The organism is Verruconatronum alginivorum, from assembly GCF_056590205.1.
In genome coordinates this window covers 491,102-515,286 of sequence record NZ_JBWPVQ010000001.1, presented here as the reverse complement: position 1 = coordinate 515,286, position 24,185 = coordinate 491,102, and the positions used below count along the sequence as shown (strand labels likewise).

Annotated in this window: 19 protein-coding genes and 1 pseudogene; 10 read left to right on the top strand and 10 right to left on the bottom strand. The window is 58.0% G+C overall.

Translation table 11 applies throughout. From position 1 onward, the window contains the following. Positions 1-131: 131 nt before the first annotated feature. Positions 132-3,533 (top strand): helicase-related protein, encoded by a 3,402-nt coding sequence (locus ACWUI2_RS01730; protein ID WP_486981135.1) that lies wholly within the window; start codon positions 132-134, stop codon positions 3,531-3,533. 2 nt (positions 3,534-3,535) lie between these two features. After that, positions 3,536-4,339 carry a DUF3800 domain-containing protein gene (locus tag ACWUI2_RS01725; RefSeq protein WP_486981134.1) on the top strand — a complete coding sequence of 268 codons (804 nt, stop codon included), beginning with the start codon at positions 3,536-3,538 and terminating at the stop codon, positions 4,337-4,339. A gap of 106 nt (positions 4,340-4,445) precedes the next feature. On the opposite strand, the gene ACWUI2_RS01720 is transcribed toward ACWUI2_RS01725, so the two are convergent. Then, a complete protein-coding gene (locus ACWUI2_RS01720) occupies positions 4,446-5,438 on the bottom strand; it encodes a hypothetical protein (RefSeq protein ID WP_486981133.1) in 993 nt (330 codons plus the stop codon). Positions 5,439-5,444: 6 nt separating this feature from the next. Here ACWUI2_RS01720 and ACWUI2_RS01715 point away from each other — a divergent pair, with 6 nt between their 5' ends. The 3 genes from ACWUI2_RS01715 (at position 5,445) to ACWUI2_RS01705 (ending at position 10,119) form a co-directional block, all read left to right on the top strand. After that, on the top strand, positions 5,445-7,787 hold the full coding sequence (locus ACWUI2_RS01715) for an Eco57I restriction-modification methylase domain-containing protein (protein ID WP_486981132.1): 2,343 nt from the start codon (positions 5,445-5,447) through the stop codon (positions 7,785-7,787). A gap of 72 nt (positions 7,788-7,859) precedes the next feature. After that, on the top strand, positions 7,860-9,602 hold the full coding sequence (locus ACWUI2_RS01710; protein WP_486981131.1) for an ATP-dependent nuclease: 1,743 nt from the start codon (positions 7,860-7,862) through the stop codon (positions 9,600-9,602). 19 nt (positions 9,603-9,621) lie between these two features. Further along, complete coding sequence (locus ACWUI2_RS01705) at positions 9,622-10,119, top strand: hypothetical protein (RefSeq protein ID WP_486981130.1); 498 nt, start codon at positions 9,622-9,624, stop codon at positions 10,117-10,119. 343 nt (positions 10,120-10,462) lie between these two features. Here the strand turns inward: ACWUI2_RS01705 and ACWUI2_RS01700 are convergent. The 3 genes and pseudogenes from ACWUI2_RS01700 to ACWUI2_RS01690 all read right to left on the bottom strand — a co-directional run. Continuing rightward, positions 10,463-10,963 (bottom strand): annotated as a pseudogene (locus tag ACWUI2_RS01700) (ImmA/IrrE family metallo-endopeptidase); the annotation flags it as partial. 2 nt (positions 10,964-10,965) lie between these two features. Continuing rightward, a complete protein-coding gene (locus tag ACWUI2_RS01695) occupies positions 10,966-11,304 on the bottom strand; it encodes a hypothetical protein (RefSeq protein WP_486981129.1) in 339 nt (112 codons plus the stop codon). A 1-nt stretch (position 11,305) separates the two neighbouring features. Continuing rightward, positions 11,306-12,013 carry an RNA polymerase sigma factor gene (locus tag ACWUI2_RS01690; protein ID WP_486981128.1) on the bottom strand — a complete coding sequence of 236 codons (708 nt, stop codon included), beginning with the start codon at positions 12,011-12,013 and terminating at the stop codon, positions 11,306-11,308. An 84-nt stretch (positions 12,014-12,097) separates the two neighbouring features. Here ACWUI2_RS01690 and ACWUI2_RS01685 point away from each other — a divergent pair, with 84 nt between their 5' ends. From ACWUI2_RS01685 to ACWUI2_RS01670, 4 genes are read left to right on the top strand one after another with little or no spacing between them, the layout of a single operon-like run. Then, complete coding sequence (locus tag ACWUI2_RS01685; protein ID WP_486981127.1) at positions 12,098-12,745, top strand: multiubiquitin domain-containing protein; 648 nt, start codon at positions 12,098-12,100, stop codon at positions 12,743-12,745. After that, positions 12,732-14,171 carry a HesA/MoeB/ThiF family protein gene (locus tag ACWUI2_RS01680; protein ID WP_486981126.1) on the top strand — a complete coding sequence of 480 codons (1,440 nt, stop codon included), beginning with the start codon at positions 12,732-12,734 and terminating at the stop codon, positions 14,169-14,171. The genes ACWUI2_RS01685 and ACWUI2_RS01680 overlap by 14 nt, the downstream gene beginning before the upstream one ends. Further along, on the top strand, positions 14,168-14,470 hold the full coding sequence (locus ACWUI2_RS01675; RefSeq protein ID WP_486981125.1) for a hypothetical protein: 303 nt from the start codon (positions 14,168-14,170) through the stop codon (positions 14,468-14,470). Before ACWUI2_RS01680 ends, ACWUI2_RS01675 begins: the two co-directional genes overlap by 4 nt. Positions 14,471-14,484: 14 nt before the next feature. Further along, complete coding sequence (locus tag ACWUI2_RS01670; protein ID WP_486981124.1) at positions 14,485-14,940, top strand: GIY-YIG nuclease family protein; 456 nt, start codon at positions 14,485-14,487, stop codon at positions 14,938-14,940. Between the two features lie 441 nt (positions 14,941-15,381). Here the strand turns inward: ACWUI2_RS01670 and ACWUI2_RS01665 are convergent, their stop codons facing one another. Further along, complete coding sequence (locus ACWUI2_RS01665; protein WP_486981123.1) at positions 15,382-16,251, bottom strand: helix-turn-helix transcriptional regulator; 870 nt, start codon at positions 16,249-16,251, stop codon at positions 15,382-15,384. Positions 16,252-16,329: 78 nt separating this feature from the next. On the opposite strand from ACWUI2_RS01665, the gene ACWUI2_RS01660 reads away from it, so the two are divergent. Beyond that, complete coding sequence (locus ACWUI2_RS01660; RefSeq protein ID WP_486981122.1) at positions 16,330-17,559, top strand: Gfo/Idh/MocA family protein; 1,230 nt, start codon at positions 16,330-16,332, stop codon at positions 17,557-17,559. Here the strand turns inward: ACWUI2_RS01660 and ACWUI2_RS01655 are convergent. From ACWUI2_RS01655 to ACWUI2_RS01635, 5 genes are all read right to left on the bottom strand, one after another. Further along, a complete protein-coding gene (locus ACWUI2_RS01655) occupies positions 17,554-18,471 on the bottom strand; it encodes an AraC family transcriptional regulator (RefSeq protein WP_486981121.1) in 918 nt (305 codons plus the stop codon). The two genes, ACWUI2_RS01660 and ACWUI2_RS01655, sit on opposite strands and share 6 nt — an antisense overlap. 94 nt (positions 18,472-18,565) lie before the next feature. Then, positions 18,566-19,495: a carbohydrate ABC transporter permease gene (locus tag ACWUI2_RS01650; RefSeq protein WP_486981120.1), complete on the bottom strand. Its 930-nt coding sequence runs from the start codon at positions 19,493-19,495 to the stop codon at positions 18,566-18,568. Next, on the bottom strand, positions 19,482-20,987 hold the full coding sequence (locus tag ACWUI2_RS01645) for a carbohydrate ABC transporter permease (RefSeq protein ID WP_486981119.1): 1,506 nt from the start codon (positions 20,985-20,987) through the stop codon (positions 19,482-19,484). Before ACWUI2_RS01645 ends, ACWUI2_RS01650 begins: the two co-directional genes overlap by 14 nt. 3 nt (positions 20,988-20,990) lie before the next feature. Further along, positions 20,991-22,454, bottom strand: a complete 1,464-nt coding sequence (locus tag ACWUI2_RS01640; RefSeq protein ID WP_486981118.1) for an ABC transporter substrate-binding protein — start codon at positions 22,452-22,454, stop codon at positions 20,991-20,993. A 78-nt stretch (positions 22,455-22,532) separates the two neighbouring features. Beyond that, positions 22,533-24,062, bottom strand: coding sequence for a glycoside hydrolase family 172 protein (locus ACWUI2_RS01635; protein ID WP_486981117.1), 1,530 nt, complete (start codon positions 24,060-24,062; stop codon positions 22,533-22,535). Between the last annotated feature and the right edge of the window lie 123 nt (positions 24,063-24,185).

Sequence of the window (24,185 nt, the reverse complement as noted above, 5' to 3'; positions counted from 1 at the left end):
ACCGATGGCGCCCCAATGGCCTCCGACGCTCGTTCCTTCAAATCAGGCACTTTTGCGGTTAAACCTGCGCTTTTGCTTGCCCAACAGGCCGTTTTACCACGAAATCCCGTGGAGTCCTGTTCCTATCCGTAATGCCCACAATCTTCGACAACATTGAAACCGGTTTTCTCGAAAACGACGCTCAGAACGGGCTTCGGGACGCCCTGAAGTTGGCTCGCCGCGGAGACTTTTGTGTCGGGTATTTCAATCTTCGGGGCTGGCGCTACATTGATGACGTTGTCGAAACGTGGCATGGCGAGAACGGCACCCCTCCCTGTCGCCTCCTTGTCGGAATGCAGCGTCTGCCCCATGAGGACCTGCCCAAACTTTTTTCTCCCGATGTTGCCGAGGAGCGACTCGACAACAAAACTGTCGCCAGGCTCAAGCGAAGCGCCGCTCTCGAATTCCGCAAGCAGCTCACCATCGGTGTTCCCAGTGCCACGGATGAAGCCGCCCTTCGCCGCCTCGCCCGGCAGTTGCGCGAAGGAAAACTCACGGTGAAGCTCTTCCTCCGCCACACCCTGCACGCGAAGCTTTACCTGGCTCACCGCCAGGACACCTTCAATCCCGTCATCGGCTATCTCGGAAGCAGCAACCTGACCATGTCCGGATTGAAGGGGCAGGGTGAACTCAACGTCGATGTGCTGGAGCGGGACGCAGCCGAAAAACTCGTCAAGTGGTTCAATGACCGCTGGGCCGACCAGCGTTGCCTCGACATTACCCAGGAACTGATCGATGTCATCGAGGAAAGTTGGGCCTCCGAACGCCTGCTGCCGCCGTTTCATATCTACCTGAAAATGGCTTGGCACCTTTCACAGGACGCCCGCGACGGTATCAAGGAATTTCGCATTCCCCATGATGTCGCGCATGATCTCCTGGAGTTTCAGCGAAAGGCTGTTCAGATCGCTTGTCGCCATCTCAACAAGCGCGGAGGAGTCCTCGTAGGGGACGTCGTCGGCTTGGGGAAAACCCGTGTTGCTTCCGCGATCGCTCGCGTCATGGGTGACGACCAGATGCTTGAGACGCTGATCCTTTGTCCGAAGAACCTGGTGCCCATGTGGGAAGATTATGCCCATCGTTACCGACTTCGCGCTCCGAAAGTCCTTTCTCAGAGCCGTGCGCAGCGCGATCTTTCCGGTCTCCCGCGTTACCGCCTGGTCATCCTTGATGAGTCGCATAATTTCCGAAACCGGGAGGGGAAAACTTATCAGGCCATTCGCGAATACGTGGAGCGGAATGATGCCAAAGTGGTCCTGCTTTCCGCGACCCCCTACAACAAGACTTACCTCGATTTATCCAGTCAGTTACGCCTCTTTTTAAACGAGCAACACGACATCGGAATCCGCCCTGAGTCCCTGCTGAAGGAGATCAGCGAATCCGAGTTCAGTCTGAAAAATCCCAATACTCCTTTGACCTCCCTGGCAGCATTCGAGCAAAGCTACTTTGCCGACGATTGGCGCGAGATCATGCGCCTTTTTCTCGTTCGGCGCACCCGCAGTTTTATCCTGCAAAATTACGCTGAAATCGACGATCGCGATGGCAGGCCCTATCTGACCTTGCCGGACGGGTTCCGGATTTACTTCCCGTCCCGCGAACCCCACACGGTAAAATTCCGCTCAGATCCTCAGGATCCGGACGATGCCTGCGCCCGGCTGTTTCGAACGGAAATCGTCGATGCGATCGACGACTTGGATCTCCCGCGCTACGGCTTGAGCCTTTATCTCAAAGATGTGCTTCCCAAAGACCTCAGTGCGGCGGACGAAAAGCTCCTCGACGACCTCTCCCGGGCCGGACGCCGTCTGAAAGGCTTCTGCCGCACCAATCTTTTCAAGCGCCTCGAAAGCTCCGCCCGCGCCTTCCTCCTCTCCATCCACCGGCACATCCTGCGAAATGAGATTTTCATTCACGCCCTGGAGAACCAGATGCCCCTTCCCATTGGCCAACAGGATGCCTCGCTCCTCGACACCCGAATGAGGGATACCTCCGAAAACGAACTGCCGCTGGAACAAAAGGAGGATAAACTCCCCCCCACTCACGAATGGGAGGAGAAACATTACCGCAAGGAGGCCGCGCGTCTTTACCAGTTTATTGCCAATCACCAAATGCGGCGCTATCGCTGGCTTCGCACCGATGTATTCAAGAAGACGCTTCTTGCCGATCTCCGTCGGGACGCCCGCGCCTTACACCAGATCCTGAACGAGGCCGGAGAGATTCCTCCGGTCAAAGATTTCAAACTTCAGGCGCTCATCCGTCTGCTGCAGGGACTCGCGGGCGAAAAATTTCTTCTCTTTACCCAGTTCGCGGACACGGCCCGATACCTGCTTGAAGCCCTTGAGACTGCTGGCGTGAAAGGGGTGGACTGCGTGACCGGCGATTCTGAGAACCCCGCCAAACAGGCATGGCGGTTCTCTCCCGAGTCCAATGAGAAACTGCAGGAATTTCCCCCCGGCTCGCAAACGCGCGTCCTCCTCGCTACCGATGTTCTTTCCGAAGGCCAGAACCTCCAGGACTCCTCGCGTGTCATCAATTATGATTTGCCCTGGGCGATTATTCGGCTGATCCAACGCGCCGGTCGCGTGGATCGTATTGGCCAAAAGGCTGACGTCATCCATTGCTACTCATTCCTGCCGGCCGAGGGCGTAGAGCAAATTATCAACCTCCGACGTCGCCTCATCGATCGCTTGAAGCAGAACGAGGAGGTCGTCGGTTCGGATGAGTCTTTTTTTGAAGCCCAGACGGCCAGCGACGAAGAGGCTTTTCGCCACCTCTATAACGAAAAATCCGGGATTCTTGATGAACCCGAAGATGACGAGGTGGACCTTACCTCCGAAGCGTTTGAAATCTGGTCAAAGGCCACCAAAGATGACGCGGCTCTTCGCAAAGCTATCGAAGCCTTGCCCGACGTGGTATTCGCTACCAAGCCACACTCGCCCGATCCCGAGCGGCCGGCTTTCACGCCCCCGGGCGTCCTCACCTACATCCGGACCGCCCAGGACCACGACGCGCTTCTATGGATCGACGAGACCAAACGTTCCGTCTCCGAGTCGCCTGTCCGCATCCTTCGTGCCGCTGCCTGCAACGTGGAGACGCAGGCCCTGCCGCGACGTGCGGATCACCACGAGTTGGTCGCCACCGCGACCAAAATCATCCAGGAAGAGCGACGCGACGCCCAAGCTGGGCAGCTGGGAAATCGGCGCGGCGCCCGTTATCGCACCTACGAGCGACTGCAGGACTTTCTCCGCCACAGGGAAGGGGACCTTTTCCTGACCGATGAAGTCCGAGCCGCGATTCAGGCCATTTTCGATAACCCCCTCACGACCGAAGCCGTGGACAAACTCAACCGCCAACTCCGCTCCGGCATCTCGGACGACGATCTGGCCCAACTCGTGACGACGCTCCACCGCGATGAGCGCCTTGTGGTTACCGGCGTGCATGACAGCGAACTCAAGCAACCGCGAATCCTCTGCTCGATGGGACTGGTGCAGAAAGGTTAATCATGCATTTGATCTACTGCGACGAATCCGGCAATACGGGCACCAATCTATCCGATCCCGCCCAACCAATTTTTCTGCTCGGGGCACTCGTCGTTCCCGAAACCTCCTGGCGGGAGATCGAAAGCGGCCTCGAACAAATCGTCGCCAAATCCTTCCCTCAAATTCCGGCCGAAGATTTGGAACTACATGGCGCCGATCTAAGCAACCCCCGACAACCCAATCCGCTCCGAAGCGTTTCCATAGCCGAACGTCTCGCTTGCCGGGACGCCTGTTTCAAACTGGCCGCCCAGCACCAGCTTCGTTTTATCTACCGAGCTATTCCGAAAAAGCGCTTCCACCAATGGTGTCAAAGCACATTTGGCGCCGGCATTCTGATCAATCCCCACGTTATAGCCTTCCTCCTCGTAGCCCGCGTGGTAAATGAGTATCTAAAAACCCTTCCGGAGAAGCCGAACGGTATTCTGATCTCGGACGAGAACAAAGAAGTGGCTCGCGATGTGGAAAAATCGGTTCGCGCACTTCGGCTTGCGCCCGGATTGCTCGGCCTTACCCAGATAATCGAAAAAGGCTTTTTTATCGAATCGCACAAAAGCCGCCTCCTGCAGTTGGCGGACCTCTTCGCCTACACGGCGCGGAGGAAGGAGGAGGACAAGACCGGTTTTGCCATCCGAGAGCACGACCGCTCCGGAATTTCTCTCATTGAACCGCTGGTTTATCGCGGGCAAGAATCCCTTCAAGACCTCCTTCAATGGTGGTCTGCCGAGCAAAAAAAGGGGGCGGCCGGGGATAAATCACGGGGTCGGTAAAGGTCCGGCCCACTCCGGTCGCCACTGAAGACAATACTCACCGAGTTTCTAAAATCAATAGCTAATGTCCACCATCGCCCAGCAAAACGAAGAGATCCAGCGCTACCTAGAAGCCTTCGACTTCTCTGGCCTCTTCACCGACGTAACTCTGGGCTGGGATTGGCCTGCGGTTAGTGACGGAAAACTCCGCGTCCCCACCAAGACCGGCTTCATCACCCTCGACACCGTCGCCGAGAAACGCGGCGTCAAGGTGCTCCTCGTCCCGCCCGATCGAAACGGCCAAATCCCTCCCTCCGATCAGCGCAAGGCCCTCGAAAAAGCCGTCACCCCTCTCGCGGCCGAACACCTCCTCATCTTCACCGACGCCGCCAAGACCCGCCAAGTCTGGCTCTGGACCTCCCGCCTGCCCGGCGAGCCGGTCCGCCACCGCGAGCTCCGCTGGGAGAAAGACAAACCCAACACGCTTCTCCTCCAGAAAATCCGGTCCATCGCATTTACTCTGGACGAAGAAGAAGCCCTCGACGTCACCGGTGTCGTCCACCGGCTCCGCGATTCCCTCGACCGCGATCGTGTCACCCGCCGCTTCTACGACCGTTTCAAGCGGGAAAAAGACGCCTTCCGCGGCTTTGTCCAAAACCTCGCCGGAAGCGATCTTCTCGACTGGTACACCTCCCTGATGCTGAACCGGCTCATGTTCTGCTACTTCCTCCAGCGGCAGGGCTTCCTCAACGGCGAGCAAAATTACCTCAGCGAACGCCTCAACTATGTCCGCGAAAACGAGGGGAAAGACCAGTTTCACTCCTTCTACCGCTCCTTCCTCCGCCGCCTCTTCCACGAAGGACTTGGCCAGCCAGAGGACCAGCGCGAAAAGGATCTCGTCGCCTTGATCGGCGACGTCCCTTACCTCAACGGCGGCATCTTCGAAGAACACCGCATCGAACGGGACCACCCCGATCTCCACATTCCCGACGAAGCTTTCGAGCGTGTATTCACTTTTCTCGATCAATACGACTGGCACCTCGATGACCGCCCCATCGCGAAGAACGAGGAAATCAACCCCGAGATCCTCGGTTACGTCTTCGAGAAATACACCAACCAAAAGGAGATGGGCGCCTACTACACCAAGGAGGACATCACCGACTACATCTCCAAAAACTGCATCATCCCGTTCCTCTTCGACGCCGTCGGCAAGAAGCTTGCCGACTCCGCCTGGGACCTTCTCCGCGACGACCCCGACCGCTACATTTACCCCGCCGTCCTTCACGGCGCCGGAGAAGACGAAAAGGAATGGCGCTCCTCACTCCCCGATAACGTCGCGGTCGGCCTCGACGTGCCGACCCTGAAAGAAACGGTTACTTCCGCCCGCCCAATCCAAACGCTGGAGGCACGCAAAGATTGGAACACGCCGGCCCCGGCTTCACGCGGGCTTCCGACAGAAATCTGGCGCGAAACCATCGCCCGGCACCAGCGATGCCATGAACTGCGTCGTAAACTGCGCGAAGGGGAGGTCCGCACTGTCAACGACTTGATCACCCTCAACCTCAACATCCGGCAATTCGCCGAGGACGTCATCGCCGACGCCGGCCCCGATCTCCTCTCCGCTCTCTTCAAAGCGATCCGCAAAGTCAGCGTCCTGGACCCGACCTGCGGCTCGGGCGCCTTTCTCTTCGCAGCCCTCAACATCCTCGAACCTCTCTACCGCGGATGCCTCGACCGCATGCGCGCGCTCCTCGATGATTGGGAAACCAAAGGCGAAAAGCATCCGAACTACAAAAAGGAATTCACCGCCATCCTGGACCAGGTGGCGCGCCATCCGAACGAAGATTATTGGGTCTTCAAATCGATCATCGTCCACAATCTCTATGGCGTGGACATCATGGAAGAAGCGGTCGAGATCTGCAAACTCCGCCTCTTCCTCAAACTCGCGGCCCAGCTCCAGCCCGGCCAGGAGGTAGAACCGCTACCCGACATCGACTTCAATATCCGCGCCGGCAATACACTCGTCGGCTACGCCAACCGCGACGAGGTCCGGCGAGCCTTCACTGAGCATCAGGGCGGCGGCAAAGCCTCCCAACTCCTCCTCGGCGGCATCGAACATTCCCTCGACGACTACCGCCGCATCGAAGAGCAGGCCGACCTTCTCGACGCCCAGTTCCGGCTGTTTCAGGATATGCAAGACGACTGCGGGATGGATGCCGCTGAATTCCGGACCGCTAAGGCGAAATTAACTGAGCGGCTGACCAACCTCCGCGATCAACTCGATCGTTTCCTCGCCGGGGATTATGACAAACGAAATTTGAAAAACCAGAAGTGCTTCGAACAGTGGCGAAAAAACCATCACCCATTCCACTGGTTCGTCGAGTTCTACGGCATTTTGAACAGCGGGGGCTTCGATGTGGTCATTGGGAACCCGCCGTATGTTGAAACGTCCAAAGTTGCGAATTACAAGGTGCTTGGCTATACCACGGCTTCTTGTGGAAATCTCTACGCCAATTGCGTCGAGAGGTGTGTAAACATATCGGCGGGGAGATTCGGGGTCATCGTGCCATTAAGCGGGTTTTCAACCGCCCGTATGGCGGGATATCAGGATCTACTTCTAAAAAACTTTTCTACCTTGCATCTTTCCTTCTTTAGCGGGGACGCACATCCGAGCGTCCTATTTGATGGTGTTAAATACAGGCTAACGATTATTCTGGGCCGGCCCGGCCGAGACGCGGAGATTTTTTCAACGGATTATCTTAGATGGAGTGCCATTGAACGGTCTATCCTTTTTCCGGTGAAAATTACGTACCACCGAAACGGCTTTTCGACTGGTTCGCTCCAATTTGCAAAAGTCGGCAGTAGTCTCGCGCACGAGCTCCTGAAGAAAACAACGAAGAAGCATCCGGGGGTCGGATCTTTTCTTCGTCCCAAGGGCTCAGCCAAGATTAATTATCACAGGAGCCCAGTTTTTTGGATTCGCTCCATGGACTTTGAGCCCTATTTCAAATCTGCGCATAAGAGCCGATCAACCGATCACCTTAAGGATCTGACAGCAGATCGTCCAGCTGTGATTCGTCGGATTGGAGCCATTCTCAACAGTACGCTTTTTTACTTTTGGTTCTCCACGCAGGGAAATTGTCGGAATGTTACCGGCGATGAGATCGAGAGATTTCCTTGCGGTGACCTGGCAGATGACAGCGTGCCGGCCTTCGAAAGGCCGTTCTCGCTCCTGATGGAGGATTTGCAGAAAAATTCCCAGAGAAGGGTCTATGTCTATCAGGCGTCGGGAAGAGTGGAGTATCAGGAATTTTATCCGGACAAGTCGAAAAGCATCATCGACCAAATCGACACCGTCCTCGCCGAACACTACGGCTTCACAGAGGAAGAGCTGGACTTCATCATCAACTACGACATCAAATACCGCATGGGCCTGGGCGGCGCTGGCGACAATGGCGAGGGCGAGTGATGGAGATGACGTTCGGTGAAGCAAGGCCTAATTGCACCTTAAGTCCGACTGGGATTAGGCCAGCCACACACGATGTTAAACAAAATTGTCATCCGTAATTTTAAGCGACTAAAGGACGTCGAGATTCCTCTCGGACAGGCGGTCGTTTTTATCGGGCCCAATAATTCGGGCAAGACCACAGCGTTGCAGGCACTGGCGCTTTGGGAGATCGGTCTGCGCGAGTGGCTGGATCACCGTGGCGGAAAGGCTTCGCCCGAAAAACGCCCTGGCGTCACGATCAACCGGCGCGATCTCATCTCCCTTCCCGTTCCCGCCGCGAACCTGCTTTGGAATGATCTTCACGTCCGGCAAACCCGTGATCGAAAGACGCAGAATATCCGCGTGGACGTGCTGGTGGAAGGAGAGACTTCGGGTGTTTCCTGGAAGTGCGGGTTCGAGTTCGACTACACCTCGGAGGAGGCGCTGATATGTCGACCGCTCCGGCTGCCGGGCTTCGAGCAGGTGAAGGTTCAGGACGCGAAGTTCATGGATGTGCCGGAGGCGCTGGAAGGCGGAGGGCCAAGGTTCTGCTTTCTCCCTCCAATGTCCGGCCTTGCCGCCATTGAACCAAAGATCGAACCGGGCCGCATTGATGTGCTTTTGGGGGAAGGACAGACCGCGCAGGTGCTAAGGAATCTGTGCCACACGACCTTCAGCACCCAACTGGAAGTCTGGGAGTCGATATGCCAGCTGATGGAGAGTTTCTTCCACATCCGTCTCCGCGATCCCGAATACCTGCCGCAGCGCGGTGAGATCCGACTCAGCTACGAGGAGCGCGGAAAGGTTCTCGATATTTCCTCGTCCGGTCGCGGCGCCCAACAAACGCTCCTACTGCTTGCCTACGTCAACGCCAACCCTGGATCAGTTCTCCTGCTCGACGAACCGGACGCGCACCTGGAAATTCTTCGGCAGCGGCAGATTTACAACAGCCTCGTCGAGCAGGCCCGGGCGCAGGGTTCCCAAATCATTGCCGCAAGCCATTCCGAGATCGTCCTAAACGAGGCCGCCGGGCGGGACACGGTCGTGGCCTTTGTGGGCAAGCCGCATGAACTGACAGCGGGGAAACCGTCGCAACTCATAAAGGCCTTACGCGACATCGGCTTTGACGAATATTATCAGGCCGAACAAAAGGGATGGGTTCTTTACTTGGAAGACTCCACGGATCTCCCCATCCTTATCGCGTTCGCTGAAATGCTCGAACACCCTGCCCGAGAGGTGCTCGCCACACCATTCATCCACTACGTCGGGACAAACCTTCCGCAAAAAGCGCGGGATCATTTTTCCGGGCTGCGTGAAGCCAAGTCCGACCTGGTCGGGCTCGCGCTCTTCGATCGGCTCGACCGCGAGTTGCCCAACGCATATCCGCCCCTCAAGGAGATCACTTGGGAACGGCGCGAAATCGAGAACTATCTTTGCACGCGCGAGGTCCTGCTGAAGTATGCGACGCAGTTTTCATTTGGTCTAGGGCCGCTCTTCGATCAGCCGAATCAAGGCAATGCTGCCGTTATGGCCGAAGAGATCGAAAAGCTGGAATCCGCTTTGGAGAGCTTGGGCAAACCCTCGCCATGGTCGAACGACAGCAAGGCGACGGACGATTTCTTAGACCCGCTCTTTCGCAATTTCTCCCGCCGCCTCGGCGTCCCGCTCTGCCTCCGTAAGAATTCTTACTCCCAATTGGTAAAGCTGATGGAGAAGAAAGACGTGCCTCCTGAAGTGAACGATAAACTGGATGCAATCCTGACAACCGCTCAAATCGCAAAGCCGAACCTCACGTGAAACAACCGCTAAAGGATAGATGATCCTGCGCGTCCCCCAACAAATTAACTACGACGGCCGCACCCTCTGGGCGCACGGCAACGCCGACTTGCTCGCCCTCCCGCTTGACGCGCTCCTTTGCTCAACCGCCTGCCCCGGGTCGAAAATCGTCGAGGCAATGGACCTCGCCCAAACCTGGCGCGCCGAAAACCGCGCCGTGATCAGCGGCTTTCACACCCCCGTCGAAAAAGAATGCCTCCGCATCTTCCTCCGCGGCCCCCAACCCGTCGTCATCTGCCCCGCCCGGGGCGTGGACCCCTTCTCGATCCCAAAAGACTGGATACAAAAATACCGCCGCGACGAGTTCCTCATCCTCAGCCCCTTCCCCGCCACCATTCGCCGCCCCACCAAAGAAACCGCTGAGGAACGCACCCGTCTGGTGCTGGAATTAGCAACACGGCGGACGGTGATTTATGCTTCTCCCGACGGAGGATTGGCAAATGCCCTCAGCATTACCAGTCCGCAGCCTCAACAGTGAGGACTTCTCGAACTCCGGTCGTGGGGACCGTCAGGAGCGTCAGTGTATAAAACTGAGTTTTCAAGGCCTGTTCCCGCAGAATAATGTCTTTCTCTGATCCTGGATGCACGTTACTAAACCAATGTGAGGCTGAAGTCATGCACTCCTGAATTTGAACTCCGGTGGTATCGCTTTCATTTACCACAGCAGTAGCTGAACCGCGGTGGGAATCCGGACGTTTCACCCGAATTCGTCGCATACTTCTTTGTTGAAATTGTGGAGATATCCGGTACCAAGTCGTTCCTCCCGACCGAAAAGAGATCATAGCGGCGAAAGTATCAGGCATTCCGACTACTCGTCGAACCGTAGCCTCTAAAGAAGCACCAAAAGTGTTGGCGACAGAACGAATTGTGTTAAGATCTCTATCGCACGAGGTGAGTGCCTGACGCAGCCGATCTTCCGGCATCAGCATCCTTGCAGCAAAAAAATCAGCCTCCAATTCCACATAATATTCGGGTCTTGGAGCTGCACAAAACGATGGATGTGACGGCGCATGACCCATCAAAAGTGCGGCCCGGTGTTCAGGAATAAAAAAATGCCCCAACTCATGAGCAAAGGTAAATCGAGCCCGGCCGCTATCCGGGCCTCCACCTCGAAGGTTGCAGAAAATGTGAAACCTCCCACCCCTACACTCCAGTAACCCGTCAAAACCCTTACCATATTCATTGTAGGACCAGGTTAAATCGTTCCGCAGGGCTATCCGCGTAAGATTGACTCGCCCCGCCCCTGGAGAATACTCCTCCGCGACGCTCTCTCCGAGTTCCGAAAGATACTTCCGTCGCTGGTGGCGAAGTTCAAGCCCCATTGTTAACTGCTCCGTTGACTCTCCGCCTCGTCGCGATCCTTTCTCATTAAATCGCGAATTTCTTGGGGAATCTCAGAGCCCCCACGTGCCGCTTGAGCGAGTGATTCTTCAATCTGCGACTTTAGGGGATTGGGAGTCAACGTCGGTTCAATTGTCCCTTCTTTGATCAACTGGAAGACATCCGCCGACGTTGATGTGGAGTGGGGAAAAAGGCCAAACTCTTCCTCCAAGGCAGCAATCTCTTCTTCGGATTCGGGAGGAAGAAGTCCCTCATCCCTTAAGGTGTGGTATACGGCTCGTTCCACGTCGGATTCAGCAATGTTTCGGTGTTTACGGCTCATATTACTTCAGTGGTTCCTCAGGCAAATCAGCCAAGATCCCTTTCATTTTGTCGATCATTCTTTTTCGACGCTGTCGGACCGTGGCTAGCTCCAAGCCGACGGCTGACGCGAGTTGGGTTGCCTTCTCGTGCGGCATGTTGCATCGCCCGGTATTCAAGTCGATGTAGGATGCAGAAAAAGTCAGGATGAACCGGTTGTCCTCTGAAAGAGAGTCAAAATATTGTGCAAGAGCGGTCCGAGCAGGCGGTGTAGGTCTTGGTCCATCGCTATCTAATCGTTCAATCGTGACAGCCGGTAGACTATCCCCGAAGTTGTCCAGATATGTGTCCAACGAAATACCTTCGATTGAACTCACCGTTGAAAGATACCTCAGGTAAAGGTTGCGGCAAATTCCGCAAAGGAAATTTCTTATGGCCCTGCGCCGTGCATCGGGTGAACTAGAAGACGGGGGGCGGAAGCCTGGCTTCTTTAGCCAAACTGTTGCGAAGGTTTCATTGACGAAGTCAACCGCAGACTTCGCTGAATGCTTCCATCCATACTTCTCGCACACTGCTTCCAGAAACCCGGCATGGCGCTCATGCAATGCTTTCAAGGCCGCCCCAGCCTGTCTTGGATCCTGCTCAGCCTCGTAAATCTGCAGCAAGAGCAGTTCATCGTCGGCATCCTCAGGTAAGATATTATCAATCAGTACGTTTTCGTTGTCTTCCATCACTGAAGAGGGAACCTGTCACGATTTCGGGATTAGAGATAAAGAGCCCAAACCAAGTGGGCAAGGACTAACACAAAAACTTTTATGATCGAAGAAAACAACAAAGAGAAAAACGAGCAGGGTCGCAATTCGGGACGAATCGTGATCTTCATCAACGATCAACAGCATTTCGCGCCCAGTCCTTCGATGACTGGCGCCGAAATCAAGAAGCTGGGCAGCGTGCCGAGCGGCAATCATCTGTTCCTGGAGCAGCCGGGACCGAGTTCTGACCGGCAAATCAAGGACGATGAGGTCGTGGAACTGCGCTCTGGCTTCAAGTTTTATGATCTGGCAAGGGCCATTCGGGGAGATGAAGCCCTTCCGGAGCGGGTACAGCAGGACCTGGAGCGGTTGCGCCAGGATTTTCCGAAGGTGGTCGCCAGTAAGAAAAACGATGGCAATATCGCCGTGGTCGTTGAGGACGTGCCGCTGGATCCGCGCTGGGAGCCCGGCGTATCGTCTGTCCTGCTGCTTGTACCGTCCAACTTTCCTCAGGGCGCGCCGAAGTTCTTCGTGTCGCCGGACATCAGGCATCGGGAGACGCAGAAACAGCCTCACGGCGCGAGCCCCACAACCATGGACGGCCAGAGTTGGGTCACCTTCTGTTATTCGCAGAAGCCGTGGGACCCGTCTCGTGAGAATCTTTGGCGCTTTCTCAAGCATGTGCAGAGGAGGTTCTATGAACAAAATTAAGCATGAGCTTCGGATTTCCTCTGCTGACTACGAGACCTTGATGCGGCATCTTTTTCCGCCGGGAAATGCCGTGGAGCAGGGAGCTTACCTTTTGACAGGCAGGATCGATCTGGGTGACCGCCTCGTCTTTCCGGTTCGGGCTGTGATTCCAGCCACGCCCGATTGCGTGACGACCCAATCACCGACCTTGATCGAATTCGCCCCGCATTTTCTCAGCGGGGTGTTGAAGCGGGCCCGCGATAAACGGTGGTGTACCTTCGACGTCCATACGCATCCTTTTTCCCGGGGAACGGTTCGGTTCTCCGCAATCGATCACGACAAAATCCCCGGATCGCTTCAGACCGCAGCCGCTCGTGTGCCCGGACTGCCGCACGGCGCGGTCGTGTTTGGGCATGACTGCTTCGATAGCGTGATCGAGATGCCCGAGGGGGGCAGAGCCCATCTGGCGAGAATCCAAATCGTCGGTCGAAATCAACGCTGGATGAAACCAAGCGCCTCCATCGAGGGAAACGGCGAAGGCGCTCCTTTCGGCAATGAGTATCATCGCCAAATTCTCGCCCTGGGGGAGAGAGGCCAGCGTCAGCTTCAGAAGATGCGAGTCGGGATTGTCGGCCTCGGCGGAATCGGATCTCATGTTTTCCAACAACTCCTCCACCTGGGGGTGCGGGACATCGTTCTCGTCGATCACGATTCGCTGGAAGAAACGAACCTTTCCCGTGTAGTGGGGACTTTTCCCGAGGATGTGGGCAAGCCGAAGGTGGAACTCATGCGTCGCCTCGGCGAGCGGATCGCCGGAGACGCAAAGATCCTTGCGCTGCCTCTCGGCGTCGAAACTGAAAGCGTGCTTCAGACTCTGAAAGGCATGGACGTGATTTTTTGCTGCTGCGATAATTTCACCAGCCGGGCCATTCTCAGCGTTTTTGCCAGTCAGCACCTTCTCCCGCTAATCGACACCGCCACAGAGATCGAGGCTCTCGATGGCGAATCCATCCGTAACGTCACCGGCCGGGTGAATGTGGTTTTGCCAGACGGCCCATGCCTGTTCTGCATGAACCATGTCACCGCCGGCGATATCGCGCGAGAGAGGCGGGAAGATGAGGAGCGGAATTACGTGACGGGAGCCTCGATTCCGGCCCCGGCCGTCATTTCATTTAACGGCGTCGTTGCCAACCTGGCGGTGAACGAGTTTCTCCACCTGGTCACCGGTTTCGCGAAGGAGCGGCCACCCCACGCGTGGCTCAGTTATGACGCGATGCGCGGCACTGTCCGCGTAATCCAGCCCTCGCCATCCAGCGATTGCCCCATCTGCCACCGATTCCGTGCGCGTGGAGACAGCGCGAACCCGCTCGATCTCATCGAGGAGATGTTATGCCCGGCGGAGACGGTGAGGGACGAACGCAATCTGGAAAGGACAGAAGTATCATGATCACAATCACAATCGGAGAAGTAAGTAAGGCGTTCAGCGACGCCAGAGAACCGTGGATCAATCAGGAGGTCAACCGGCGGCGTGCCGCGGGAGATGGAGTCTGCGTTCAGGTGCGGATTGATGACCCGCCTGTGAACCTCTTGCTTTCGACGCCGCAGTGCCAATATCGAGGCGGCGGCGGAGGCAACCTAAACGACCGTGAACAACGAATCGTCGATCTGTGGATCAAGAACCGTCTAAACCAAGATGACTTTGCTGGCGGTAACGTCATCGCGTTTCTCAAACAGCTCAAACCATAGAAAGGATAACGGCCATGGCCCATCAAACGTATCAAATCATCTTCAATGGTTATTGGCGGGAGCCGAACGTTTCCGGCATGCCCGATCACTCCGGCGTCTATTGCGCCTATACCTGCACCAACAACCTGCTCACCAATTCGATTGTGCTGGATCGTCTGATCTATATCGGAGAGGCCGGCAATGTTCGCGACCGCATCGCAAGCCATGAGGGCTGGGAGGTTTGGCGCACTTATCTCCTGCCGAGCCAGGAAGTTTGCTTCTCCACAGCGCCGGTCACATCGACTAATCGCCTCAGAGTGGAGGCCGCGCTGATCCACCATCATCAGTCGCCCGCCAATATCGAATACAAGGATTCGTTTCCCTTCGATCCAACGACGGTGCAAACGAGTGGCGCGAACCACTTCTTGGAGAGTTTTTTTATGGTGCAGGGGAATGTGCCAACGCCACCTTGGGTAAGGCTCACCTCATAAAGATTTCCACGGGGCTGGGCTTTGCCTTTCCTTGGCTCGTGCTGCGCAAGCCGGACACAAGTGGTCAGGCCGAACACCGTAACATTTGGCGGATTATCGAGATCTGCCGGTCCGTCCCCATTTTGGCACCGACCAAAGATGACGTTCTCTTTATTGGCGACGAGGCCATCTGGGCCTCGGTCGCTGAAGGGGGGGCTCGTAGAGCGCACCGGGTTCCACGGTGTCGCGGAACGTCAACTGCTCGATAATGGTTTCAATGACGGGGGTTCGGCGACATGTCGCCTGGACGGAAAGCTCGGACATGTCCGAGCACCCCAAGGGCGTGGCGCGAGGTCAATGAGTTCTCTTAGGGTGCGAGCGGATGCGGCACTGGTTTTTTCCCGCGCACCCAGTTCTCGACCGCACGAGGCGCTCGACCCGGTATGATGAATGCCCTGCGTCTCAACCGGTACCTTCGCGGCGATGTCCGGTCCGGAAGGCGGAGGGTGGTTTTCCGAGGGTGCGGGTGAAGGCGCGGCTGAAGGTGAAGGGATCGGCGTAGCCGGCCCGTTCGGCGGCGGCTTTTACGCTCAAGCCTTCCTGGCGCAACCAGGTGCTCGCTTCGCGGAGGCGGGATTCGCGCAGGAAGCGGCCGAGGCTCAATCCGGTGTCCCGGCGGAAACAAAAGCGAAGATGACTTTCGCTCATCCCGAGTTCCCGGGCGATCTCCGTCGGGCCGTTCGTGCCGTCGCGCCGCCTGGCTGCCTGGATCCGGGCAATGAGGGTGGCTCCCGCTTTCGGATCTCCGGTCTCGCCCGGAAACGGCGGGAACAAGCGACGTAACAGGTGCAGGAGGCGGGCTGCCACCAGAGAGCCGTCGGTCCCGCCTTGGGGCGGATGCCATTCGGCCAATAGCTCCTTCAACATAGCTCGGGTGGCTCGATCGATCTTTCTGATTCCCGCCCATTCCTCCGACAAAGGACTGTGTCCAGCCCAGTCGAACGTGATATACAGCCAGGTCAGGCCGGCCGACACCTCCCGGTAACCATGGAGGTGTAAGGGAGGGATCAATACGGCCGAACCGGTCGAAAGCCGCAATTTCGCTCCTTCCCGTTCGACTGTGGCGGACCCTCGTAGTGCCAGAATCAATACCCAGCGCTGGTGAAACCCCGAGTTTCTCCCGTGCGCCAAGGGGCGGCCGCCCCCGCGGACGAACGCCAGCATGTTGTCGGGCAATTCCTCCGTCGACCGGCGCAACCCGGTGAAAAATTGTTTGGGTTCCGGGATCGATTGTAGCAAGGCGTTAAGGTGATGCCCGTTTTGATGATTCATTAAATCGAAATTAACATGAAAAACACCAGTTTGGCCATTCCGGAAATCTGATTTCTCGGGTAGTCTTCTTGACCATCTATGAGCTTGCCCACTTCCTCTCTTTCTCCTTCCGTTTCTTCCGCCGTCGACCAATGTGGCCAACGAATCGGCGTCGTCGGTTGCGGTCAGCGGGTCGCCGGCATTTTGGCCCGGATGCGCAAGGTTGAGCCGGATCTGCCGATCACCGCTGTTTTCGATCCGGACGAAGATTCGATCCGCGGTCTGCGGGAACGGACCGGCGCCGAGCCTGAAGTATGTTCCGGTGTTCGCGAGCTTTGCGAACGGGACGACGTCGATTGGGTTTTTATCGGTTCGTGGAATCGCTTTCACGCGGAACAGGCGATTCTCGCGTTGGAGGCCGGCAAGCATGTCTTCTGCGAGAAACCGTTGGCCCTCTCCCTCGACGAAGCGGAAGGGATGCACGCCGCCTGGGTGAAGAGCGGACGCACCTTTGCGCTTGGGCTGGTCCTCCGCTATTCCCCGTTGTATCAGATGGCCAAACGGTTCATCGAGGAAGGGAAAATCGGGCGCATTCTCTCCTTTGAATTCAACGAAACCTTGCGTTTCAATCACGGCGGTTACATCCACGGCAACTGGCGGCGTCACACTCGAAACGCCGGTTCTCACTTGCTGGAAAAGTGCTGTCACGATCTCGATCTGGCGCTTTGGTTGACGGAAGATCGTCCGGTCCGGGTTGCCAGTTTTGGAGGGAGGAGCTTCTTTACTTCCGAAAACCGGACCGCCCTGGAGCGGGTGGGGCCGGATCCTTCCGGGAAGGTGGCATTCCAGGCCTGGCCGGATTCCGGCCGGGTGAATCCGTTCACCGACGACAAAGATATCGTGGACCATCAGGTTGCGATTCTTGAGTTCGGTTCCGGGATACGGGCCACGTTTCATACCCAATGCCTGGCGGGCCTTCCCGAACGCCGGTTTTACATTCTCGGGACGGATGGTTCGCTCCGTTTCGACGCCTACACCGGGAAGATGGAATTGAAGCGAATCGGATGGGATGAAGCCATCGAGGAGTTTCAACCGATCGAAGGGAGTGGGCACGCCGGGGGAGACGAGTTCCTTTGCCGCGACCTTCTCCGATGCATGCGGGGCGAAACGCAGCCGGCGGCGGGCATCGCCGAAGGGGTCCGCTCGCTGGTCGTCGCGCAGGCGATCGATTCCGCGATGGAGCGAGGCACCGTCGTCGATCTTCGGCCGCTGTGGGACCGGGCGGTTCCGCTGTTGGCGTCGGACGGACGGACCGGTCCCGATTTATGAGGTCGATCCGGGCTTGCGCTTTTCGGGTGAAGCCAACCGACCGGCGTGTTTCATGAATTCGGCGTTGCGGCAACTGCCGGGGGTCAGGCCGAAAGCCTTGCGGAAGGCGCGGCAGAAGTAATTGACGTCACTGAATCCGCACGACAGGGCGGCTTCCTTGACGGAAATGGTGCACTCCGTGAGCATCCGGAGCGCGAGTCTGAGGCGCAGGTGCAGCAGGTATTGGCCGGGGGAAATTCCTTCGGCCTCGCGAAACAGACGGGTGAAATGGTAGCGGCTGTAACCGGAATGGGCCGCCATCTCCTCCACGCCGATCTGGCGGTGGAGGTTGGCCTGGCAAAAGGCTTTCACTTCCTGGAAGTCGGCTTCGGAATCCTTCTTCCTGGTGGATGCGTCGATGTCGGAGATCAACGCCATCGCGAGCTGGTAGGCGTGGGAGGAGGATTCCGACGGAAGAGTCAGGTGGTTGCCCTGGGCGGCCTGGCAGATTTCGGCGGCGGAACAGACCGACGCGGCGTGCGGGGAGAGGTCGAGGACTGGTCCGGCCTTCTTTTGGACATACCGCCAGATTCGCATGATTTCGGAGCCGTAAAGGCAGACATAGATGAACTTCCATTCCTTCGCTTCCGGCGGAAGCCAGTAGCGGTGTTTGTGGGGGAAATAGAGGACCATTGCCTGCCCCGGGAGGATTTTGCGGGTCTTGCCCCGGAAGGTAAGCCGCCCTTCGCCGGCGAGGGTGTATTGGAAGAGGCAGAAGCTCCCTTTGCCGCGTTTGGATCCGTCCCAATCGTAGCTGGAACGGGTTTCGGTTTTGTAACCGCAGCTGATGAGCAGCGAATTCAGGGGAACGTCGCGGGTGGGAACGGCGACGATCTTCCGGAATTCGTTCAAGTTGCTGATCAGGTCGAGCATGACGGAGGAGAAGAGAGGGAGAGATGGAAAACGAAGGCGAGGGCCGGCTTCGGTTCGACGTCCTGCCGCCGGGATTGTTCCGGTTCTCGGCGGTTCATCCTTTCACTCCTCCGAGCTGGATGCCCCGGACCAGTTGTTTCTGGAGGAGGATGAACAGGATGATCATCGGCGCCACCGACATCGTCACGGCCGCCATCAGGAGATGGGTTTCCTGTCCCTGGGTCGACTCGAAGTAGAGCAGGCCGAGCGGCAAGGTGTATTTTTCCACGCTGCGCAGCATCACCAGCGGCCAGAAAAGGGTTTGGTAATTACTGATGAAGGTGAAGATGGTGAGGGTGATCAGTCCCGGGCGCGCCAGTGGAAGGATGATTTCCCAGAAGACATACCATTTGCTGGCGCCATCGATTTCGGCGGCTTCGTCGAGACTGGCGGGGATGGTGAGCATGAATTGCCGGAGCAGAAAGGTCCCGAACGCGCTGAAGGCGGCCGGAAGGATCAGTCCGGGAAACGTATCCACCAACCGGAGACCGATCATGATCTGGTAGGTCGGGACCATGGTGATCAGGAACGGCAGCATCATGGTGGCGAGGTAAAGGAAGAACACTTTGTCACGTCCCGGCCATTGCAAACGGGAGAAGCTGAACGCGGCCAAAGCGCTGCTGAAAACGGTGAGGAATGTGATCCAGGAGGTGACGAAAAGACTGTTGATGTAGAAGCGGGCGAACGGGATTTGTTGGAAGACCAGCAGGTAGTTCGACCATTGGGCCTCGCGGGGCATCCAGCCCTGGGCGTCGACTTCCGCCAGCGTTTTGAGACTGGTCAGCACCATCCAGACGAACGGCAGCACCATGGTGAAACTGAGGGCGACCAGTCCGGCGTGCAGGGCGCCGGTGGAGAAGAAGAGTTTGACCACCCTGCCGCCGTCGGAGCGATGGAGACCGTTTTCTCGTCGGGCCGTCCCGCCATTGTCGACCGGGCGGGGGCCGCGGGGGCGTTGGCGGATCGCGGGTTCAGTCGTTGACATAGCGATTTCCGAACCTCCAGTTGAAAAGGGTGACGATGAAGACGAAGGCGAAGAGGATCCAGGCGGTGGCGGCGGCGTAGCCGAGCCGTCCGGTATCGAAGCCTTCCTGGTAGATGAAGTAACTCAAGGTGGTGGTGGATCCGGCGGGTCCGCCCTGGGTCATGGCAAACGCCATTTCGAAACCGCCTTGCAGTCCGGAGATGATCGCCATGATTCCGACGAAGAAGGTGACCGGGGCCAGTTGGGGCCAGGTGATGTGCCAGAAGGTTTGCATCGAGCCGGCCCCGTCGATTTTCGCCGCTTCGTACAGGTCGGGTGGGATATTGGAAAGACCCGCGATGTAGAGAAGCATGGTCTGGGAGCCGATCGCCGCCCAGAGGGCCATGATGAGGATTGCCGGCTTGGCCCAGTGGTAATCGGTCAGCCAGTTCGGGGGGGTGATCCCGTCGGCGGCCATGGCGGGAAGATTGAAGAAGACGATGCCGATGCCGAGGAGGATGAACGCGGCCGCCATGGTGGCCAAACTGAAGAGGAGTGCGGTTCCGATGCCGGCGTCGGAGGGAGCGGTGAAATCGGGACCCTTCCGCCAGAGGAGGGCTTCCCGGACGATCAGTCCGGCGAAGAGGAGGAGGGCCAGGCGGGCGGCAAACGGTTCCGGGGACCAGAATTGCAGTGCGATGATCGGACCGGCGAGGATCGCCGCTCCGAGGGCCACCGGGGCGAATCCGATATAGCCATCGTTCCAGAGGGAACGAAGCTTGCGCAGGGCGAGGGCGGAGACCATCAGGAGCAGGAGAAAGCAGACCCACATGCCGGACTGGGTGAGGGAGGCCGGAATGCCGTTGACCAGGTTGGTGGTGGCATCGGTGAACGGGGCCAGCAGGTTGTTGATCGGGCCGGTGTGGGGACTGTAAAGCTTGGTCCAAAGGATGTAGGTGGCGACTCCCGAGGTGAAGGCGGGAAGAAACAGCAAAGTCCGGTAGACCGTGGTGCCGCCGACGATGCCGAGCAGGAGCATGGCGCAGGCGAGGACCGACATCAGCGCGACGATGCCGGTCGTTTTCGAGCCGAGCAAGGTGAGGAGGACGATGCAAGTGACCAGGATGGCGGTGGAAAGCAAGGCGAGGTAGACCCGCCGGTTCCCGCCGGACAGGTCACGCGAAAGGAGGAGGGCGAGGAACAGGTTGCCGGCGATGGCGACCGGGATTCCCATCATGAAAAACAAGGTGTTGCCGAAATAGCGCCAGAAATCGCGGGAAGTGAGAAGATCGCGGAACCCCTCCAGGCCGATGAAGCGGATCGGTTCATCCTTGAACATGTTGTGGAGCCGCAAGTCCCAGTTGCTGAACGCCAGCACCAGGCTCAGGATCAGCGGAACCAGGGTGAAAATCAGAAAACCGGCCAGGCTGGGAGTCAGAAACGCGAGGCCGGTGGCGATCTTGCGGACCTTCCGGCTTTGGGACGAGGTGACTGGTTTGGCGGCGGTTTCCATCGATCAAGACTCGGGTTGCGCGGCCCATCCCATGGCGACGTAGTAGCGCTGGTAAAATGGATTTTCGATCCACTCCAACGGCACCGGTTCGCCCCGGGCGCGGAGATCATCGATGCGGGCCTGGCGTTCGAGGCGTTCCTCGAATCCGGCGCGGAGGGCGGGCATTTCGCGTAAGGTCCGTTCGATCTCGCGATTGATGCGAGCCGCCATTTCGGCGGCGGCGGCTTCGGCGGTGAAAATCCCGGAGCGAAAACCCTCCTCCGCCGATTCGACCGCGCGGCGGGCGACCATGTCGACCACGTAGGGACTGTAGCTTTCGGGTATCGCGATCTGTTCGACCGCCTCGGCGAAGACTTCGTGGGCTCCCCATTCGTTGGGGAAATCGGGAGGGCGAAGGAACTCCTCGGTGCGGGTATATTTCATGTTGGGCGGCAGGCCGTCCCCCGACCGGACGATTTGCATGTTGTACGGCTCGCTGGTCAGGTAGGCCAGGAAGTAGGCGGCGAGGTCCTTGTCGGGCGACCCGGCGTAAACCCCGGCCCCCCGGACGCTGGTCGGATTGTTGGGGAAACCGCCGTGCGGAGGATTGCTGGCGGAAAGGTTGAGGCTGCCGAGCTGACGGAACCGCATCACCGCGTGACGTCCCGACCAGACCAGGGCGAAGTTGCCTTCGAAGAACAACTGGAAACTCATGCCGCCCCAGCCGGCCTCGGTGGCGAAGGAGGCGAGGTCGGCCGAAGTCGGAAGGATCCGGTAGACATGGGTCCAGCGATGGAGACGTTCGAGCACCTCGACGTTTCGCGGATCATCGAGGATCGAGGCGGTCAAGGTTTCGTTGAACACGTCGAGACCGAGGCTGCGGCGCATCGTGGTCGAATCGATCCGGTTGGCGAAAAAGTGGGTTTGGCGCTGGCCGGGGGTGTTGGCCGCCTCGACGAAGCGTTTTCCCATTTCCTCGAAGGTTTCGAAATCCCAGTCGCGGGGCGGAACCGGCAAACCGTGTTTCTCAAAAGCGTCCTTATTTACCCAATACAAGAGCGAATTGATGATGCACGGGTACATGTATTGGCGGCCGTCGAGAACGATGTCGGATTCGATCGTGGCGGAGGTTTGCGACGGATCGAAGCCGAGGTGCAAGGCGGCGCCGGTAACGTCATGCAGCAGCCCGATGCTGTGGAAGTAGCGCATCCGGTTGATATCCATGATATCGCTCGCCACTCCGGAGACCCCCTGGATGATCATTTTGGAAATGTTCCGGTTGGCGGTATCCATCCGCAGTTGGAACGGTGGATGTCCTTCGTCCTCCAGCCATTGGTGGAAGAGATCGACTTGCTCCTGGCGGGCGGGGTTGGAATCGGTGTTCCAGTAGAGGACCGGGACCGGCGAAGCCGTGTCGGGCAGAAAGGCGTAGATCAGGACGCTCGCGATCAAAAGCGCGCCGAAGCTGATGCCGAACACCAATTTCACTGGAGGTTGCTCCTGGTCATGGATGGAAGAGCGGATCCCGGGCGGTCAATGGTCGAAGAGAGGCTGACGGGCCGCGATTCATGCTTTGGGCAGAAGCTTCGTTCCGTCAGCGGTGACGCATTGGAAACAGAAAGCCCAGCCGCCGTGATTGGAACCCGCTTCGTTGGTCAGTTTCAAGAGAATCCGGTTTTCCCCTTTCTTCAGTTTCACCGGAACGGTGTTGGTGCGGAACGCCGGTTGATCGCCGAGGAAAAGCGGTTCCTCCTCGTTCACGCGAAGATAGAGTCGGTCATCCCAGGAGATTTGCAACCGGGCATCGGTTTCTGCGGGGGATTCGATGACGCAACGGGCGACGGCGATCCCGGGATGGGTGAGCGCCACCCCCTTGGAGATAGGCCGGATGTAATGGTTGAAATCGACGAAACCATGGACGGCCGGGGCGCGATGCCAGCGAGCCTGGTCGCGTCCGGCTTCCCGGGAACGGGGCGAAAGCCACGGGGAGCCTTCCTCGTGTTCGACCTGGAAGGTTTGTTCCGGATCGAAGTTTTCCTCTTCGGCCGCCACCGCTCCTTCCTGGGCGGGAAACGGGCCGCAGAGCCACCAGTCGCCGGAATCGCTCAAAGGCAGGTCGCAATCCTTCGCGTTCAATTCCGCTCCCGGGAGTCGAAGGTCGCAGGACGGCATTTTCCAGAACGGCCGGATAGGCTCCTTTTGATACCAGTAGGTCGTGCTGCAAATATCGTTGGCCATGCAACCGAAGCGGAGGTGGAGGGACTTTTCGAACGGAATGAAATCCTGATCGAAGAATCGGTAGCCGACTACCCGCTGGGCCGGGCGGGCCTGGCCGACATCCTCATGGACGTAGTAGGGCATGGCCGAGTAAAGATGGGTCCGGGCGGGGTGGAGCGCTCCGCCGTAGGAAGTGCCAAAGGTATCTTCGCCGCCGATTCCCCGCAGGTAAACCGGTTCCGAGGTCTCGCCGTCGATGTAAAGATTGTCGGCGCCTCCGTGACTCCAGCGGTCGGTGTCGTCCATCAACCGGACCCCGTAGGTGAAGCCGGCCAGGTGACCGGATCCCTTGATGTCGGCCATCAGGAAATCCTTGCCGTATTTGGGAGCCGGCATTTCCCGCCTCCAGCGGGCGCAGAAGCGGGCCTCCTCGCGCAGTTGTTGCCCCGGGTAGCGGTGCCAGTCGACGATCAGGTAAATTTTGTGCGGCTCGTCGCCGCCTTCGAATTCGACCCGGGCCGAACGGGCGAACGGCATGGGGAAATAGCAGTTGTAACCGCTTTCGGCCATCACGGAGAGAAACGGGGTGTTGACCGGATACCAGGCCTTGCCATGCATCACCCCGAAAAAGTCACCCACCGGCGCTTCCACCTGCGGCACTTCGCTGTCGTCGAAATAAATCCGGAACAGGCATTTCCGGTTCGAAGTGTCCTGGCGGGTCATCGTCACCCAGATATGCTGGATGCAGCCGGGGCCGTCGAGGAGGGCGAAAGTCCGCTTTTCGAACGGATCGAGCCGGCCATTCTTCCCGGCGATGCTCACGCGATCGGGGACGGCGCGAGAAGGAAGATCGAGATTTAGTCCTTGGTTGTAAATCACAGCGCCCTTTTTAATCGGCTCCGTAAGGAAGAGAAAGAGGAATTACGTGCTATCAATAGCACAATCGTGCGGCGGTCATCCGGTGCCTGAGTCGGGGGCAAAGACCAGCCGCACGAAAGTGCT

Excerpts from the sequence above, each read along its gene's own strand:
- ACWUI2_RS01670 (WP_486981124.1), top strand. The coding sequence starts at position 14,485 with ATGGCCCATCAAACGTATCAAATCATCTTCAATGGTTATTGGCGGGAG.
- ACWUI2_RS01710 (WP_486981131.1), top strand. The coding sequence starts at position 7,860 with ATGTTAAACAAAATTGTCATCCGTAATTTTAAGCGACTAAAGGACGTC.
- ACWUI2_RS01650 (WP_486981120.1), bottom strand. The coding sequence starts at position 19,495 with ATGTCAACGACTGAACCCGCGATCCGCCAACGCCCCCGCGGCCCCCGC.
- ACWUI2_RS01705 (WP_486981130.1), top strand. The coding sequence starts at position 9,622 with ATGATCCTGCGCGTCCCCCAACAAATTAACTACGACGGCCGCACCCTC.
- ACWUI2_RS01730 (WP_486981135.1), top strand. The coding sequence starts at position 132 with ATGCCCACAATCTTCGACAACATTGAAACCGGTTTTCTCGAAAACGAC.
- ACWUI2_RS01655 (WP_486981121.1), bottom strand. The coding sequence starts at position 18,471 with ATGCTCGACCTGATCAGCAACTTGAACGAATTCCGGAAGATCGTCGCC.
- ACWUI2_RS01725 (WP_486981134.1), top strand. The coding sequence starts at position 3,536 with ATGCATTTGATCTACTGCGACGAATCCGGCAATACGGGCACCAATCTA.
- ACWUI2_RS01675 (WP_486981125.1), top strand. The coding sequence starts at position 14,168 with ATGATCACAATCACAATCGGAGAAGTAAGTAAGGCGTTCAGCGACGCC.
- ACWUI2_RS01685 (WP_486981127.1), top strand. The coding sequence starts at position 12,098 with ATGATCGAAGAAAACAACAAAGAGAAAAACGAGCAGGGTCGCAATTCG.
- ACWUI2_RS01715 (WP_486981132.1), top strand. The coding sequence starts at position 5,445 with ATGGGCGCCTACTACACCAAGGAGGACATCACCGACTACATCTCCAAA.
- ACWUI2_RS01645 (WP_486981119.1), bottom strand. The coding sequence starts at position 20,987 with ATGGAAACCGCCGCCAAACCAGTCACCTCGTCCCAAAGCCGGAAGGTC.
- ACWUI2_RS01680 (WP_486981126.1), top strand. The coding sequence starts at position 12,732 with ATGAACAAAATTAAGCATGAGCTTCGGATTTCCTCTGCTGACTACGAG.
- ACWUI2_RS01665 (WP_486981123.1), bottom strand. The coding sequence starts at position 16,251 with ATGAATCATCAAAACGGGCATCACCTTAACGCCTTGCTACAATCGATC.
- ACWUI2_RS01660 (WP_486981122.1), top strand. The coding sequence starts at position 16,330 with ATGAGCTTGCCCACTTCCTCTCTTTCTCCTTCCGTTTCTTCCGCCGTC.
- ACWUI2_RS01695 (WP_486981129.1), bottom strand. The coding sequence starts at position 11,304 with ATGAGCCGTAAACACCGAAACATTGCTGAATCCGACGTGGAACGAGCC.
- ACWUI2_RS01690 (WP_486981128.1), bottom strand. The coding sequence starts at position 12,013 with ATGGAAGACAACGAAAACGTACTGATTGATAATATCTTACCTGAGGAT.